The organism is Mammaliicoccus sp. O-M54 (assembly GCF_022386035.1).
GTDB lineage: Bacteria > Bacillota > Bacilli > Staphylococcales > Staphylococcaceae > Mammaliicoccus > Mammaliicoccus sciuri_A.
On record NZ_JAJNJE010000008.1, the window covers coordinates 67,575 to 83,551 of the forward strand.

Here is a 15,977-nt window from a genome sequence, read left to right on the forward strand (position 1 = left end):
AATGTTATCAAAAATATTAAAAATATTCATATAAGGTGCTTTAAATAAAAAATAAACGTTTAGGATATCAAATGAAATCCTAAACGCTTATTAAGTGAAACTTATTTAATTTTATTTAACGCTTGTTCTAAATCTTTAATAATGTCTTCGCTAGATTCTGTACCAACTGATAAGCGTACTAAGTCTTTTGTGACACCTGATGCAAGTTGTTCTTCGTCTGTTAATTGTTGGTGTGTTGTACTTGCTGGATGTATGATAAGTGATTTAGAATCACCAACGTTTGCTAATAAAGAGAATAAATTCAGTGCTTCTACAAATTCGGGGATAGCTTCTGAATCGCCTTTAACACCAAATGTTAAGATAGCACCTTGGCCATTAGGTAAGTATTTAGTAGCGAGTTCGTGATATTGATTAGATTTAAGACCAGGATAATTAACCCAGCTTACTTTTTCATGATTTTCTAGAAACTCTGCAACTTTTTGAGCATTTTCAGAATGACGTTCTGTTCTTAAATGTAAAGTTTCAAGTCCGATTAGGAATTGTTGTGCATTAAATGGAGAAAGTGCTGGTCCAATGTCTCGCAATAATTGTACACGTGCTTTCGTAATGTATGCAGCTGCACCAACGTCATTGACATAAGATACACCATGATAACTTGGATCAGGTTCAACTAATCCAGGGAATTTGCCATTATCCCAGTTAAATTGACCACTATCTACAATCACACCACCAATTGATGTACCGTGACCACCAATAAATTTAGTCGCAGAATGGACAACGATGTCAGCACCAAATTTAATTGGTTGTAGTAGGTGAGGTGTAGCAAATGTATTATCGACGATTAATGGAATGCCATTATCGTGAGCCACTTTAGCAACAGCTTCAATATCTAATACATCTATACGTGGGTTACCAATTGTTTCAGCGAAAATAAGTTTCGTGTTTTCATTGATTGCTGCTTCAAAATTTGCAGGATCATCTGGATCTACAAAGTGAACTTTAATGCCAAATTTCTTTAAAGTTACAGCAAATAAATTATATGTACCACCATATAGGTTAGTAGATGCGACTACTTCAGAGCCACTTTCTGCAATATTTAATATACTCAATGTAATGGCTGCTTGACCGCTACCAACACTTAATGCTGCTAGTCCGCCTTCTAATAAAGCGATACGTTTCTCGAATACATCATTCGTTGGGTTCATGATTCGAGAATATATGTTACCTTCTTCAGCTAAAGCGAATAAGTTCTTCGCATGTTCAGTAGATTTAAACGTATATGAAGTTGTTTGATGAATAGGTACAGCTGTAGAACCTGTTACAGGATCAGGTACTTGTCCACCATGAATGGCTAAAGTTTCTTTATTCCAATTTTCTTGTGTCATAAAAATAATCCCTCCTAAAGTTATATATGTCATTATAGTCAGATAATTTAAAAAATTCAATTAAATCCGAGTTAAAAGATAAGAAAATTTCATAAAGCCTTTTAAAATGCAATTTTAAATTAAAACCGACTTTACTTATAAGAATAGTTGTGATAAATTCAAAATATTATTACGTTCGGGAGTGAATGACTTGCTTAAAGTTGAAGGGTTGTATCATAAATTTGGTACACAAGAAATTTTGAAGAATATAAATTTTGAACAAGAAAAAGGTACCGTCACAACAATTATTGGACCAAGTGGATCGGGGAAGACGACGCTACTAAGAAGTTTAAATATGCTTGAAACACCATATAAAGGATTGATCGAACTAGGGAATTGTAAGTTCGATGTAGAAAATTATCAAAAACAGGATGTTACACGCTTAAGAAGTCAATCTGCAATGGTCTTTCAACACTATAATTTGTTTAAAAACCGTACGATTTTAGAAAACATTACAGAAGGTTTAATATACGGACAAGGAATGAAGAAGAAAGATGCTAAAGAAAAAGCTATGAAGTATCTTAAGAAAGTATCTTTAGATGATAAAGCAGATGTTTATCCTGTTCAATTGTCAGGTGGACAACAGCAACGAGTTGGTATCGTGAGAGCACTCAGTATCGAACCTGAAGTATTGTTATTAGATGAACCGACTTCAGCACTTGATCCGGAATCTGTACAAGGTGTGTTAAATATTATTCAAGAAATCGCAAGCGAAGGTAGAACGATGGTTATTGTAACGCATGAAATTCAATTTGCGAAAGAAGTATCTGATCAAGTTGTGTTTATGGATAAAGGTGAAATTATTGAAAGTGGGACACCAGAAGCCGTTATTGATAATCCAGCGTCTGAACGTACGAGAAGATTCTTAAGTCGTTTAACACCAGTCGGATTGTAGGAGGTAAAGAATGAAGTATATTAAATTATTGATTTTGATGATGCTCATCATTTCTTTCTCTGGTTGCGGCACAATCACAAAAGAAAATAACGGTAAAAAAGTAGTTAAAGTAGCTTTATCTGCAGAAGTCAATCCGCCTTATTTATATACAGATAGTGATAATAAACCAGTCGGATACGATATGGATTACATGAAAGAACTTGAAAAGAAATTACCACAGTATGATTTCCAATATGAATTCGGAGAAGAAGAATCTAACGTTGTCGGTATTGGTGTCGGTAAATTTGATATGGGTATTAATTGGTTCTTCAAAACGCCTGAAAGAGAGCAGAAATTCTTATATCAAAAAGAACCTTATGTATATTCTTTAACAACACTTATTGTACATAATGATACAAATGATATTGAAACTTTAGATGATTTACAACATAAAAGACTGACGCCTATGTCACCGAGTGGTGGCTTATATTCAATCTTAACAGGTTACAACAAGACACATAATAATCAAATCGACATTGATGAAATTCATAAAGTTTCAAATGGTGAGAATTTCAAAATGATCGAATCTAAAAGAAGAGATGCCATGTTCTTAAACTTAACAACTTACCAAGCAATTCAAAAAGAACTCAATGCTGATGTAAAAGTTGGTGGCGTTGTTTCAAAAGAATCTGTTCATATTTTATATAACAAGAAAAATACGCAATTACAAAAAGATATAGACAAAGCGACTAAAGAGTTAAAAGAAGACGGTACGCTAGAGGAATTATCTAAAAAATGGTTTGGATTTAATATATTTGATGATAAAGAGTCATTAAATGATATTAAAGACCGCTTATAAGGAGGAGACATATGGGAACAACTACTTGGCCAGATTTGTTTGTGCAAATACTGGATAAACTACCAATAACATTGTTAATAACCGTTCTTTCTCTTTTATTTGCGATGATATTGGGGCTAGTATTAGCAGTTATTAGAATCAAAAAAGTACCTGCACTATCCCAAATCGTAAAATTATATATATCCTTTGTTAGAAGTACGCCACTTATATTACAACTATTTTTAGTATATTTTGCGTTACCGATCATATTGCAGTGGATTTACATTGATATTAATCACTTTAGTAGACTTTTCTTTGTGATTTTGACATTCACGCTGCATACTGGTTCATATTTATCAGAAGTGATGAGAGCTGGATATAACTCTGTTGATAAAGGTCAAATTGAAGCAGGGAAAACAGTCGGTCTTAATGATCGTACAATTTTATTAAGAATTATTATTCCACAAGGATTTAGAAATAGTTTACCAAACATCGGTAATCAAGTTATAGAACTGATTAAAGACACATCATTAGCGTTTACAATCGGTTTAATCGACATGATGGGACAAGTAAATTTAATTATCGGTAATAACTACGGACTAGGCATGTTTCCCGTATATGTCGCGATTTGTATCATTTACTGGGTTATCTGTATCATAGTCGAATTTATCGTGATGCTTTTAGAAAAGAAATACAATATTCCATATCAAACTGAACAAATGAGGTGAGCAATTTGACGATAGATTTTCCTTTTATGTATGAACATGTTGGAGATATTTTAAAAGGTGTGCCAACAACGTTATTAATAGCAGTTGTCAGTATGGTAATTGGTTTAGTGATAGGTACTGCTTTTGCATTAATAAGACAAGCTAAGTATCCAGTTATTAACCAACTTATTGTCATATTTGTTTCATTCTTTAGATCGACACCACTCATCGTTCAGTTGTTTGCTTTTTATTATGGGACGCCTGTAGTCATAGAGTGGTTAAACAAAATGTGGCATTTGAACATTAATCCAGATGGCATAAATCCTTTAGCAATCGTATTATTTGTATTTACATTACATTCAGCTGCGTATTTGACTGAAGTGATGCGTGGTGGTTTACGAAGTGTTGATGATAAACAAATAGAAGCGGCACTTACAGTAGGACTTAGAAAACGTCATATACTTATGAGAATTGTGATACCTCAAGCTTTAGGTTATGCAATTCCGAACTTAGGTAATCAATTTATTGCTTTAATTAAAGGAACAGCAATCGCGTTTGTTGTGCAAGTAACAGAAATACTCGCAATCAGCCAAATTATTGCTAACGATGGTTATCGTTTTGTTGAAGTATATATTATAGCTAGTGCAATATATTGGATTATGGCTATCTTTTTCGAATGGATTTTTGGAAAGATGGAAAACAGAGTTGGAAAATATTTATATCAAACATAACGCGCAAGGTCATAGATTATTATTTCCTAGGAAATTTTAACTATGACCTTGTTTTTTTATAACTTTACATCGTATAAGTGTATACTAATAGATAAATAAATATCGGGGGTGCAACATGATTGAAATCCGACCAGTAGAAATGAACGACGCAAGTGAATTATTAGATATAGATGTACGTAATAGAGCACTATTTGAATCATATTCAGCAGCAGACAGAAAAGATTCAGACTACCAACTCTATAATTATAGAAAAATTATCGATAAACATTTGCAAGATATGACAGAAGATAAGGGCTATCACTATGTCATTGTACATAAAGAAGATAATAAAGTAATCGGTACGATAGATTTATTTGCAGTCGTTAGACACAATATACAGAGCTGTATGATGGGTTATGCATTAGACGCAGCATATAACGGAAAAGGTATTACAACATTGGCAGCAAAAGAAGTCATTCGTATCGCATTTAATGAATTAGGATTTCATAGAGTTGAAGCGGGCGTACAACCAACAAATATCGGTTCAGTTAGAGTATTAGAAAAAGCAGGCATGACACGCGAAGGACTAAACAGATCTAACGTAAGAATCAATGGCGAATGGAAAGACCATTACCTATATGCCATCGTAAACGAAAACTATTAAAGATAGGTGAGCAGCATGGTGGTAGTAGGGTTGGGTGTTTATATATGTTTGTTATTATTGGCTAATTACTTAATTAAAAATGAAAAATTCTATATTATTCATACGATGTTTACAATAATCTTTATTTGTTTTAGCCAAATTCCTTTAATTTATTATGCAAAACTTGAAGGGGACTTAAATGGCATTGTATTGATATTAGGATTGATATTTACAATACTGATGAGTGTATCGATGTTCCTACAAGTGATTTGTGATTTATTAGCATATACGAATTTGTTTAAAACAAAAACCATAGATAAAGTGTTCAAAATTGTATCTGATCCATTAGAGGTAGCTGGTAATGTAATGAAATCAGTATGGTTATTACTATTAGGCATACATTTAATTCAAAACAATGATTATGGGATAGGATTATTAGTTCTAATATGTGGTATAACGATTGTCTATTATATTGGCATCCTTATAAATTATTTAACAAGACACAAGAAAGGTATTAGTCCAAATGTGATTTTTATAAATATTGAAACACTATTGATATTTTTAATTCTATATATAGGAACTTTTGTTATATGAGGTGACTTTCTGGACCGATAAAAATAATTATCGGTCCAGAAATGAGAAATATGGACCGATAAAATAAATTACCGGTCCAGAAATGAGAAATATGGACCGATAAAAAAATTTACCGGTCCAGAAATGAGAAATATGGACCGATAAATAAAATTACCGGTCCAGAAACGAGAAATATGGACCGATAAAAATAATTACCGGTCCAGAAACGAGAAATATGGACCGATAAAAAAATTTACCGGTCCAGAAATGAGAAATGTGGACCGATAAAATAAATTACCGGTCCAGAAATGAGAAATATGGACCGATAAAAAAATTTACCGGTCCAGAAACGAGAAATATGGACCGATAAAAATAATTACCGGTCCAGAAACAGGATTACCAGGCCGATAAAATAAAATATCGACCCGAAAACGAGATTTGCAGGCCGATAAATAAAAATATCGGCCCGAAAATGGGATTTGCAGGCCGATAAAAATAAATATCGACCCGAAAATGAGATTACCAGGCCGATAAAATAAATTATCGGCCTGGTAATTTCCTGTTATCGCATTAAATGAAACAAGCGGAACCATAATCAACGATGGTTCCGCTTGTCCTTTTACCTTGAATCGGGTTGGTCTATTTTTCTATGGTGATCTATATATAATCCGAGTGGTGTTAGTATGAATGAAAGTATGATATATGCCCAATTTGATGTATATATTTTAGGTCCTAATTGTAAATAGACGCCTGGTAAATAAAAGGCTAGTATCGTTACAACTAATGTCCCGAATATCAATATATTAGTAATCATGGTTGTCCAATTGGATTCGCTATATATTCGTATTTGAACGACTTTAAATATCATCCATATAAATATAAAAATCATCGTAAATCCTGTTACAAAGGTGATGAGGAATGTGTAAAGATATGTGAATTCAACTTGTGTGAAGAATCCTGTGAATCCTCTTATGAATGAAAATACACCTAACAAAATAAGGATGTGTAATCCGATAAATTTAAATATATTCTGGAATGTTCTATTTGGCATATTTCTAATCATCGTGTCGGCATGTTTTTTTGGATCGTGGTCAAAAAATTCCATGGCATGCATGCCGTCTTTTTCGGCACTTAACAAATGATTAAGTATATTGAGCAACATTTTCTCTGAGTCATATTCATTGATGCTCAAATTTGCACGTACATATGTTATATAATTTTCGTAAACTTCTCTATCGTGACTATTGAGTCTTAATCGTTTTACGTTATTTTCGATTATAAGGTCGCGTGTTGATTTTTTCATCAGCGTTTTCCTTTCTGTTATCAATAATTTTATTTTAACAAGTATTTTCTAATAAAAACATTACAAATTTGAGGTTTATACTTTTTACAGATGATTCATTTTTCGATATTATTAAATGTAACAGGTGGTGTAGTCTTGGAGATCATGACATTATTTATTATCTTTTTAGTAGGGGTTTTTGCAGGAACGATTAATATCGTATCTGCTGGTGGCTCATTAATTGTTTTGCCATTACTTATATTTTTTGGACTACCAACTACTGTTGCGAACGCATCGAACAGGGTTGCGATTTTAGTTCAAAATTTATTAGCGTTATATGTGTTTTATATAAAAGGCATGAAAAATGTTAAGTTGAGCTTGATGTTAAGTGTGCCTGCTATTATTGGCTCTTTCATTGGCGTTCATTTCGCTATAAATCTCCCGGATGCTGTCTTTAACCGCATGTTAGGTATTATTATGCTTCTCGTTTTAATCGTTATGATTATTCCTACCAGATGGAAAGATACACAAAAACAATCTGAAAAATTATCTATCTTTAGAATTGTACTTCTCATTATTGTTTTTCTAGCACTTGGTATTTATGGTGGCATTGTTCAAGCTGCTGTAGGATTTTTATTTATTATAGCTTTAAATTTAATTATGCCAAGACTGACTTATGCTGAAGTTCAGTGTATGAAGACTTTAGTTATAACGATTTACTTATCATTATCTACTTTTGTTTTTATTTTTCAAGGTTATGTTAATTGGCCATTTGCCATAAGTTTAGCACTTGGTTCAGGATTAGGTGGCTTTATAGGTGGTCGTTTAACAGTTTCTTTACCTGAAAAGAAACTAAAAATCATAATGTTTATTATTATATTTATTTTAGCAATTAAATTATTAATCGAGAATAATTAGGTAGGGTAAAAATGGTTGTCATAAAAAATATAGAAGATGACGCAACGATATATAGCATTAGTGAAATGGCTGCTTCTTCATTTAAAGATGAAAATCAAAGCTTGAGACTTGCTACATCATTAGAATACGAAGCAATAAAGCGATCTCTTGAATATGAGAAGAGTGTTTTGAAAGGTGCTTTAATTCAAGATGAATGCATCGGTTTTATATGGGCGAAATATAATGTTCATGATCGAGAGGTTAAGATATACAACCTTCTCGTTGAGAAAAGTCATAGAAATAAAGGTATAGCAACCGCTTTGAAACGAGAATTAGAAAAGTGGGCGAAAGATATGGGTGCGTATACCATCGTTTCAACAGTCCATGCTCACAATAAAACAATGATTCATTTAAATGAATCAATGGACTACGAAGTTGAAAAAGTTATTATGCGTAAAAAGTTATTTTAAACAGAAGAGAGGAATTTTATGGCCATATTTGAAGGTTTCTTATGGTTCATCATGGGTATCATCCTAAGTTCAATCATACATCATTATATTTCTAAGATACCTTTAAGTTTTGTTCAAATCATAATTGGTTTTGTTATATTCTTATCTCCAATTCCAGTTGAATTAAACTTTGAGTCAGAAGTATTTATGGTAGGAATTATCGCACCATTGCTATTTTTAGAAGGTATTTCGGTATCACGTTTCCATTTAGCGAGATATTTGAAACCTGTTATGTCAATGGCATTAGTGCTTGTATTCTCAACAGTTATTGGTCTCGGCTTCTTATTACATATTATCTGGCCAGAATTACCATTAGCTGCATGTTTTGCAATTGGTGCAATTGTGTCACCTACAGATGCGGTAGCCGTTCAAGCTATTGCGAAAGGTAAATTATTGCCTAAAGGTTCTATGACTATATTAGAAGGTGAATCTTTACTAAATGATGCTGCAGGTATCTTATCATTTAAGATTGCATTAGCCGCATTAGTAGGTGGTTCATTCTCATTAACTGGTGCAGTTGGCCAGTTCTTCATAACTGCAATCGGAGGCGCAATTGTTGGTCTTATCATTGGTTATGGTGTTGTACAGTTACGTGTTTATTTAACTCGAAATGGGATTAATAACGGTAATATGTTGACGTTCATCCAGGTTATTACGCCGTTTCTAGTTTATATTATTGCTGAAACATTCCATTCATCAGGTATTATTGCTGCAGTTGTTGCAGGTTTAATTCACGGTGTTGAAAAAGACAGAATTGCTCAAGCAACGACGAAAGAGCAAGTAACATATAATCATACATGGGATTTACTGAGTTATTTATTAAACGGTTTTGTATTTATTTTATTAGGTTTCTTAATACCTGAGGTCATGATTAATATATTAGAAGAACCACAACATGAAATTATGCATGTTATTGGTATTACACTATTTGTAGCTGCATTAGTGTATCTATTTAGATACATTTGGGTGCTTATTTCATATCCATATTTCTATTTACCAGAAAGTCGATTTTCTAAAATGTTAAATACGGGTAAAGATATTGCGCCAGAGTCAGAAATAGATAAACCAAATCGCTTTAAATATGCATTTATTATGACGATTTGTGGTGTTCACGGTACCATTTCATTAGCAATCGCATTGATGTTGCCATTTAAATTGTCAGAACACACTGATTTTATTTATCGCGATCATCTATTGTTTATCGCAACTGGTGTTATTTTAATCAGTCTTGTGCTCGCGCAATTAATATTGCCGCTCGTTACACCAAAAGCTAAACCGAAAGATCAAAGTTTATTAACATTTAACGAAGCGAAAATTTTATTAATTGAAAGTGCATTAGAAAATCTACAAGAATTTTACAGTAAAGAAACAAGCTATATTTACGGTAAAATCACACGTAGTTATCATATGCAATTATCATTCTTAAGAGAAAATGAAGAAAAAGACGAAGATATTAAAGAGTTAGAACGTATGCAACGCATTGCGATTGATACAGAATTCAATACGTTGGATAAACTCATTAAAGAAAATAAAATATCTCAAAGTACATTTGATAACTACAGACAAATTACTGAACGTTCATCAACATTTAAAAATGCTTCATTATATACAAAAGTGAAATTAATGTTGAAATTATTTGTTAGACGTAGAAAAATTAAAACATTCATCAATGCTACAAGTTCACTTTCAATTGAAAGTAACATTAAAGAAATGAGATTTATCAGTAAAGAAGTGCATTTCAATGTTGTTAAAAGATTAACCGAAGAAATGAATGACAACAATGAATTTGAAATTAGTATTGTATGTGATTCTTACTTAAACAAAGTTGAAAGATTAACGCCTGATTACTTTAAAGGTAATCACACTGCTGTATATACAGAAATGGAAATTTACGCATTAAGAATTCAAAGAGAAATGATTAATCAGTTAACAGAAGAAGGTAAAGTCAGTCGTTCAATGGCAATCAAACTAAGAGAATCTGTTAATTATGATGAAATGATTGTTCTCGGTAACAGCATATAGTTTGTTTTCAATAGATAGCTTACATGTTGTGTGGTAAAATGTTTAAGACTATATATAGGAGGCGACACCTATGAAGAAGGCACTTTTACTTATGGTGAGCTCATCAATTATTCTAGCAGCGTGTGGCAATGATGATGAACAGAAAAATCTAGAACAAGAAATTAAATCTTTAGAGAAATCGACTAAAGATTATCAAAAAGATAAAAAGTCTTTAGAAAAAGAAAATGAAAAGTTAAAAGAAAGTATTAAAGATAAAGAAGAACAATTAAAAAAACTTGAAGATGAAGTGAAAAGTAATCAATCAGATACAGAAGAATCTAAAAGTAGCAAAGAAGATTCTTCAGACAAAAAAGAAACTTCAAGTGCTGAAAGTAAAGAGGACTCAGCAAAAAAGCCATTTCCTAATACAATTCGAACGTCAACAAATGGAGATGTTGAACTCATTCATGATCTTAAAGATAAACATTTTCAATTTGAAGACAGTGGCATGAAAGTCAATATTGATCATTTGCAAATTTTCCAAGTGCATAACATGCCTGAAGGACAGGTCTTACTGTTTAACGGTGCGAAAAATGGTTATGTCGTGATGTATGAAGTATTAACTGAAAATACTTCTAATCATAAGTTATACTATGATAATACGGCATCTATTCAAGATGGCAGTCATAAACAACGATCTGATTATGCATCATTTATACCAGACTCTCACAATGAAAAGTACATGAAAAAGTCTAAAGAAAATACAGATGAATATCAGCCTGGTGAAAAGACAAAAAGTTTAAAATCTATTCCAATTTCTCATGAAGCCTATGATGCGCTTAAAAATAACCGTGCTACTTTTAATATACACGGTGGTGTAAGTAAATCAGCTACATTTGATGATGCAACTGATAAAGTAAAATCATTTAAATTAGATTTATAAGTCGCGTTTAGATTGAATTGTATTAGGGAATAAACAACAAAGGATTATTTGAAAAGAGGGATGTCATCGTGCACGAAAAAGAATTTGTTCTGATTGAAGGCGGAAAAATGACATTATTAGAATTAGGTCATGAAATCGAAACAATCACAGGTCGAACATTACAATCAACAACAGGTGAGGTTAGAAGTTGGCCATCAGAAGCAGTAAATTTTAATCGCAAATCTAATATTAATCAAGTCACATATCGTTTTAATGATGTTAACGATTTGATTGATGCAACGATTGAAGTTCCTAGAGGCTTTAAAAATTATGATACTGATCCTGTAACAATTAAACTGCTAACATATATTAGAAAAGCATAGAACACATAACGGAGCGGGATGATGAAATCTTTTAAGTTTAAAAGATTTCTCACTCGCTCCATATTTTATACATAAGGAGAAATATAATGAAGTCTAAACTGTCGATATTGAGTTTAATAACACTGATTGTCTTTGTTATTGCAGGTTGTTCAAATGACGCAACTGAGAAAGAAGGTAAAGATGGAAAAATTGTATTATCACCTAAAAGTGATGATATAAAAGGGAAAGTCTTGTTTGATAGTGCACATGGTCAAACAGCAGGCAGCGCAGATTGGGTCATCAATGGTGGCTTTTCTGATTTTGCTGATGCATTAACTAAAGAAAACTATGAAGTAACAGATTTAGGGTATAACCAATTATTAGATTATGACAAAATGAAAAATTATGAAGTCGTTGTTATTCCAGAGGCTAATAATCCACTTAAAGCGAGTGAACAAGACGCTATAGAGCAGTATGTGAAGTCTGGTGGCAGTATATTAATGATTAGTGATCATTATAATGCCGATAGAAACTTTAATCGATATGACTCTTCAGAAGTGATGAATGGTTATAGAAGAGGTGCGTTTGATAATCCTACAAAAGGCATGAACGCTGAAGAAAGCTCGTCAGATAAGATGAAAGATGTTCAAAGTAGAGATTTCTTAAACGAAGTGTTTGGCTTAAGATTTAGATACAATGCATTAGGTAACATTAAAGTAGATGATTTAGCGGATGAAAAAGATAGCTTTGGAATTACTAAAGGTGTTAAAGCAGTATCGATGCATGCCGGTTCAACAATCGCCATTACAGATCCTAATAAAGCAAAAGGTGTCGCTTTTGTTCCTAAATTATCAAAAGATGATGCATGGAATCATGCTGTTGACCAAGGTATATACAATGGTGGTGGCCGCAATGAAGGTCCATATATAGCTGTGAGTAAAGTATCTAAAGGTAAAGGCGCATTTATAGGTGATTCTTCAATGGTAGAAGATAAGTCACCAAAGTATAAACGTGAAGACAATGGTGAAACTAAAAAGACTTATGATGGATTTAAAGAAGAAGATAACCAAAAAATGATTATGCAAATTGTAGAATGGTTAAATAAAAAAGATGACCAACAAGATTTATCATCTTTGAATGTTCAACTTGATGAAAAAACGCAGTTGTTAAATTTTGAACAACCAGAAAATAGTAGAGAAAATGAAAAAGAACCTTGGGGAACACCTAAACAAGGATATAAATGGTATGATTCGTCAACTTATGCATCTGGAAGTTATGGTGCAAACTCTGAAAGTAAGAATAATAAAGATGATCAATCAACAACACCTCGTTCAAAAGAACAAAATAATAATCAATCATCTAAGAGTGACCAAGGTGCATTTGAAATGCCATCATCTGTTCAGAAACAAGAGAAATTTCAAATAACAGTCCATGTCGATGAATCGAAATTAGTAAATCATAAATTCCAGTTGTCGATTAAAAATAAAGACGGACAAGAAGTAGGTATGTTCGACGGACAAGCACCAGGTGTTTCAAGTTCAGTATCACCAAAAATTAAAAACGGTGTAACCGATTGGTATTTTAAATCCAAAATAGCAAACGAAGCGGATAACGAAGTAGAAGTTGAAGTCTTATCAGGCGGCAACGTGATAGCCAAAACGACATTAAATGTACAATAACGGGTGTCGTTAGGGACAGAATTCTGAGAAATGTCCGTAAGAGGCGTTGTTAGGGACAGAATTCTGAGAAATGTCCGTAAGAGGCGTTGTTAGGGACAGAATTCCGAGAAATGTCCATAAGAGGCGTTGTTAGGGACAGAATTCCGAGAAATGTCCGTAAGAGGTGCTGTTAGGGACAGAATTCCGAGAAATGTCCGTAAGAGGTGCTGTTAGGGACAGAATTCCGAGAAATGTCCGTAAGAGTGGTTGTTAGTGACAGAATTCTGAGAAATGTCCGTAAGAGTGGTTGTTAGTGACAGAATTCTGAGAAATGTCCGTAAAGGGGGGCTCTAATTACCAGAATTCAGAATAATGGAAGTTACAGCGTTCTAATTACCACAATTCGAAATAATGGAAGTTACAGTGTTCTAATTACCAGAATTCAGAATAATGGAAGTTACAGCGTTCTAATTACCAGAATTCAGAATTCTGACATTTAGCGCTATCTCAATAAAATTCATATAACGACATTTAAGCGTCTAGGCATAAGTTTATGCTCCAGACGCTTTTTATATATAGATATTTGTAACTTTTTATTTAAATTTTTATTAATAATATAAAATGCATTTTATTTGATGTAAGCGTTTTCCTAGATTAAAATTAAAGTGTAATTAATCTAAGGGAGGCGTTTTAATATGGCTTTTGAATATCCAACTGCAGCAAATGCAAAATACAAAGTTAAAGACAAGTATCAGAACTTTATCGGTGGTAAATGGGTGGATCCTAAAAATGGTGAATTCTTTGATAATGGATCACCGGTAACTGGTGAAGTATATGCAAAAATTCCTCGTTCTACAAAAGAAGACATAGATGAAGCAGTTAAAGCAGCGCATAAAGCACAAGTTGAGTGGGCGAAAAAATCGCCAGCTGAACATTCGCAATTACTCTTAGATATAGCCGATCGTATTGAAGAAAATTTAGAAGAATTAGCAGTTATTGAAACATTTGATAATGGTAAACCTATTAGAGAATGTTTAGCAGCTGATTTACCATTAGTTGTGGATCATTTTAGATACTTTGCTGGTGTGGTCAGAGCAGAAGAAGGGGCAATCTCTCAAATTGACGACAATACAGTAGCGTATCACTTTAAGGAACCTATTGGGGTTGTAGGTCAAATTATTCCATGGAACTTTCCGTTATTAATGGCTACTTGGAAATTAGCGCCAGCAATTGTTACAGGTAACGCTGTTGTACTTAAACCAGCAGAACAAACGCCTGTATCTATTTTACATCTTATTGAACTGATTCAAGACTTATTACCAGAAGGCTTGATTAATGTTGTAAATGGTTTTGGTGCAGAAGCAGGACAAGCTTTAGCAACACATGAAAATATTAATAAAGTTGCATTTACAGGTGAAACAACTACTGGTCGTATCATCATGCAAAATGCGAGTCAAAACTTAATTCCAGTAACCCTTGAATTAGGTGGTAAATCACCAAATATCTTCTTCAAAGATATTATGGATGAAGATGATGACTTCTTAGATAAAGCTGTTGAAGGATTAGTAATGTTCGCACTTAACCAAGGTGAAGTATGTACATGTCCATCAAGAGCATTGGTACATGAAGATATTTATGATAAATTCATCGAAAAATGTATCGAACGTGTAAAACAAATTAAGACAGGTAATCCTCTCGATCCAGAAACAATGCTTGGTGCACAAACTTCACAAGAACAAGCTGAAAAAATTAAGAGCTATTTAGATATTGGTAAACAAGAAGGTGCAGAAGTATTAGTTGGTGGTAATGTAAGAGAAGAAGCTGGAGAATTAGAAAATGGTTTCTATATTGAACCAACAATATTTAAAGGCACACAAAATATGAGAATATTCCAAGAAGAAATCTTTGGACCAGTATTATCATTAGCAACATTTAAAGATGATGAAGAAGCATTAGAAATGGCGAATGATACTTTATATGGTTTAGGTGCAGGTATTTGGACTAGAAACCAAAATAAAGCTTATCGCTTTGGTAGAGGTATCCAAGCAGGTCGTGTATGGGTGAATAACTACCATACTTATCCAGCTCACGCTGCTTTCGGTGGTTACAAAATGAGTGGTATTGGCCGTGAGAACCATAAGATGATGTTAGAACATTATCAACAAACTAAAAACTTACTCGTGAGTTATGACGAGAAGCCTGCAGGACTGTTCTAAATGACTGAACAAGTCACTGCTACTGAAAAAGCCAAATCACTCATTAGAGAATTAAAGAAAACACATGGTGAAAACCTTATTTTTCATCAATCAGGTGGATGTTGTGATGGTAGCTCTCCAATGTTATTTGTTGAAGGAACATTAATTATTGGAGATGTAGATGTGAAATTAGGTGAAATTGAAGGTGTCCCATTCTATATGAATAATAAGCAATATGAATATTGGAAACATACGAATTTAGAAGTCGATGTTGTCGATGGAAGAGGCGGTATGTTTAGTATAGAAGGCCCAACTGGGAAGAGGTTTCACATTAGGAGTTCAGTAAGATCATAATTTTTTGAAGGATGTGCTAAAATATTAG

16 protein-coding genes are annotated in these 15,977 nt (G+C 33.1%); 14 read left to right on the plus strand and 2 right to left on the minus strand.

Annotation, left to right across the window (positions count from 1 at the left end):
- Positions 1-101: 101 nt before the first annotated feature.
- Positions 102-1,385 (minus strand): homocysteine synthase, encoded by a 1,284-nt coding sequence (locus tag LQ673_RS12585; protein ID WP_037589286.1) that lies wholly within the window; start codon positions 1,383-1,385, stop codon positions 102-104.
- Between the two features lie 190 nt (positions 1,386-1,575).
- On the opposite strand from LQ673_RS12585, the gene LQ673_RS12590 reads away from it, so the two are divergent.
- The 6 genes from LQ673_RS12590 (at position 1,576) to LQ673_RS12615 (ending at position 5,790) form a co-directional block, all read left to right on the plus strand.
- Positions 1,576-2,319 (plus strand): amino acid ABC transporter ATP-binding protein, encoded by a 744-nt coding sequence (locus LQ673_RS12590; protein WP_103362168.1) that lies wholly within the window; start codon positions 1,576-1,578, stop codon positions 2,317-2,319.
- 10 nt (positions 2,320-2,329) lie between these two features.
- Positions 2,330-3,157, plus strand: a complete 828-nt coding sequence (locus tag LQ673_RS12595; protein WP_191836288.1) for a transporter substrate-binding domain-containing protein — start codon at positions 2,330-2,332, stop codon at positions 3,155-3,157.
- 11 nt (positions 3,158-3,168) lie between these two features.
- Positions 3,169-3,864, plus strand: coding sequence for an amino acid ABC transporter permease (locus tag LQ673_RS12600; RefSeq protein ID WP_191836289.1), 696 nt, complete (start codon positions 3,169-3,171; stop codon positions 3,862-3,864).
- 5 nt (positions 3,865-3,869) lie between these two features.
- Positions 3,870-4,574, plus strand: a complete 705-nt coding sequence (locus LQ673_RS12605; protein ID WP_025904717.1) for an amino acid ABC transporter permease — start codon at positions 3,870-3,872, stop codon at positions 4,572-4,574.
- 115 nt (positions 4,575-4,689) lie between these two features.
- Entirely contained in the window at positions 4,690-5,217 is a 528-nt protein-coding gene (locus LQ673_RS12610) for a GNAT family N-acetyltransferase (RefSeq protein WP_107572590.1), read from the plus strand.
- Between the two features lie 15 nt (positions 5,218-5,232).
- Positions 5,233-5,790: a hypothetical protein gene (locus LQ673_RS12615; RefSeq protein ID WP_204171232.1), complete on the plus strand. Its 558-nt coding sequence runs from the start codon at positions 5,233-5,235 to the stop codon at positions 5,788-5,790.
- Positions 5,791-6,388: 598 nt separating this feature from the next.
- Here LQ673_RS12615 and LQ673_RS12620 read toward each other — a convergent pair.
- Positions 6,389-7,072 carry a DUF1129 family protein gene (locus tag LQ673_RS12620; protein ID WP_037589281.1) on the minus strand — a complete coding sequence of 228 codons (684 nt, stop codon included), beginning with the start codon at positions 7,070-7,072 and terminating at the stop codon, positions 6,389-6,391.
- 144 nt (positions 7,073-7,216) lie between these two features.
- Here LQ673_RS12620 and LQ673_RS12625 point away from each other — a divergent pair, with 144 nt between their 5' ends.
- From LQ673_RS12625 to LQ673_RS12660, 8 genes are all read left to right on the plus strand, one after another.
- A complete protein-coding gene (locus LQ673_RS12625; protein ID WP_239704797.1) occupies positions 7,217-7,969 on the plus strand; it encodes a sulfite exporter TauE/SafE family protein in 753 nt (250 codons plus the stop codon).
- Positions 7,970-7,980: 11 nt separating this feature from the next.
- Positions 7,981-8,418 carry a GNAT family N-acetyltransferase gene (locus LQ673_RS12630; protein ID WP_191836368.1) on the plus strand — a complete coding sequence of 146 codons (438 nt, stop codon included), beginning with the start codon at positions 7,981-7,983 and terminating at the stop codon, positions 8,416-8,418.
- A gap of 18 nt (positions 8,419-8,436) precedes the next feature.
- Positions 8,437-10,479, plus strand: a complete 2,043-nt coding sequence (locus LQ673_RS12635) for a cation:proton antiporter (protein WP_037589278.1) — start codon at positions 8,437-8,439, stop codon at positions 10,477-10,479.
- 70 nt (positions 10,480-10,549) lie between these two features.
- Positions 10,550-11,401, plus strand: a complete 852-nt coding sequence (locus LQ673_RS12640) for an SA0632 family lipoprotein (protein WP_204173349.1) — start codon at positions 10,550-10,552, stop codon at positions 11,399-11,401.
- 68 nt (positions 11,402-11,469) lie between these two features.
- The gene (locus tag LQ673_RS12645; protein ID WP_037589276.1) at positions 11,470-11,763 is read left to right on the plus strand and encodes a hypothetical protein; all 294 of its coding nucleotides are present in this window, start codon (positions 11,470-11,472) and stop codon (positions 11,761-11,763) included.
- 86 nt (positions 11,764-11,849) lie between these two features.
- Positions 11,850-13,421, plus strand: a complete 1,572-nt coding sequence (locus tag LQ673_RS12650; protein ID WP_191836365.1) for a DNA-binding protein — start codon at positions 11,850-11,852, stop codon at positions 13,419-13,421.
- A 674-nt stretch (positions 13,422-14,095) separates the two neighbouring features.
- Entirely contained in the window at positions 14,096-15,616 is a 1,521-nt protein-coding gene (gene exaC, locus LQ673_RS12655; protein ID WP_103362177.1) for an acetaldehyde dehydrogenase ExaC, read from the plus strand.
- The gene (locus LQ673_RS12660; protein WP_025904728.1) at positions 15,617-15,949 is read left to right on the plus strand and encodes a DUF779 domain-containing protein; all 333 of its coding nucleotides are present in this window, start codon (positions 15,617-15,619) and stop codon (positions 15,947-15,949) included.
- Positions 15,950-15,977: the final 28 nt, after the last annotated feature.

Bases quoted from the DNA above. Each gene is read 5' to 3' on its own strand.
- LQ673_RS12585 (WP_037589286.1), bottom strand. From the start codon at position 1,385: ATGACACAAGAAAATTGGAATAAAGAAACTTTAGCCATTCATGGTGGA.
- LQ673_RS12595 (WP_191836288.1), top strand. From the start codon at position 2,330: ATGAAGTATATTAAATTATTGATTTTGATGATGCTCATCATTTCTTTC.
- LQ673_RS12600 (WP_191836289.1), top strand. From the start codon at position 3,169: ATGGGAACAACTACTTGGCCAGATTTGTTTGTGCAAATACTGGATAAA.
- LQ673_RS12610 (WP_107572590.1), top strand. From the start codon at position 4,690: ATGATTGAAATCCGACCAGTAGAAATGAACGACGCAAGTGAATTATTA.
- LQ673_RS12615 (WP_204171232.1), top strand. From the start codon at position 5,233: ATGGTGGTAGTAGGGTTGGGTGTTTATATATGTTTGTTATTATTGGCT.
- LQ673_RS12620 (WP_037589281.1), bottom strand. From the start codon at position 7,072: ATGAAAAAATCAACACGCGACCTTATAATCGAAAATAACGTAAAACGA.
- LQ673_RS12625 (WP_239704797.1), top strand. From the start codon at position 7,217: ATGACATTATTTATTATCTTTTTAGTAGGGGTTTTTGCAGGAACGATT.
- LQ673_RS12630 (WP_191836368.1), top strand. From the start codon at position 7,981: ATGGTTGTCATAAAAAATATAGAAGATGACGCAACGATATATAGCATT.
- LQ673_RS12635 (WP_037589278.1), top strand. From the start codon at position 8,437: ATGGCCATATTTGAAGGTTTCTTATGGTTCATCATGGGTATCATCCTA.
- LQ673_RS12640 (WP_204173349.1), top strand. From the start codon at position 10,550: ATGAAGAAGGCACTTTTACTTATGGTGAGCTCATCAATTATTCTAGCA.
- LQ673_RS12650 (WP_191836365.1), top strand. From the start codon at position 11,850: ATGAAGTCTAAACTGTCGATATTGAGTTTAATAACACTGATTGTCTTT.
- exaC (WP_103362177.1), top strand. From the start codon at position 14,096: ATGGCTTTTGAATATCCAACTGCAGCAAATGCAAAATACAAAGTTAAA.
- LQ673_RS12660 (WP_025904728.1), top strand. From the start codon at position 15,617: ATGACTGAACAAGTCACTGCTACTGAAAAAGCCAAATCACTCATTAGA.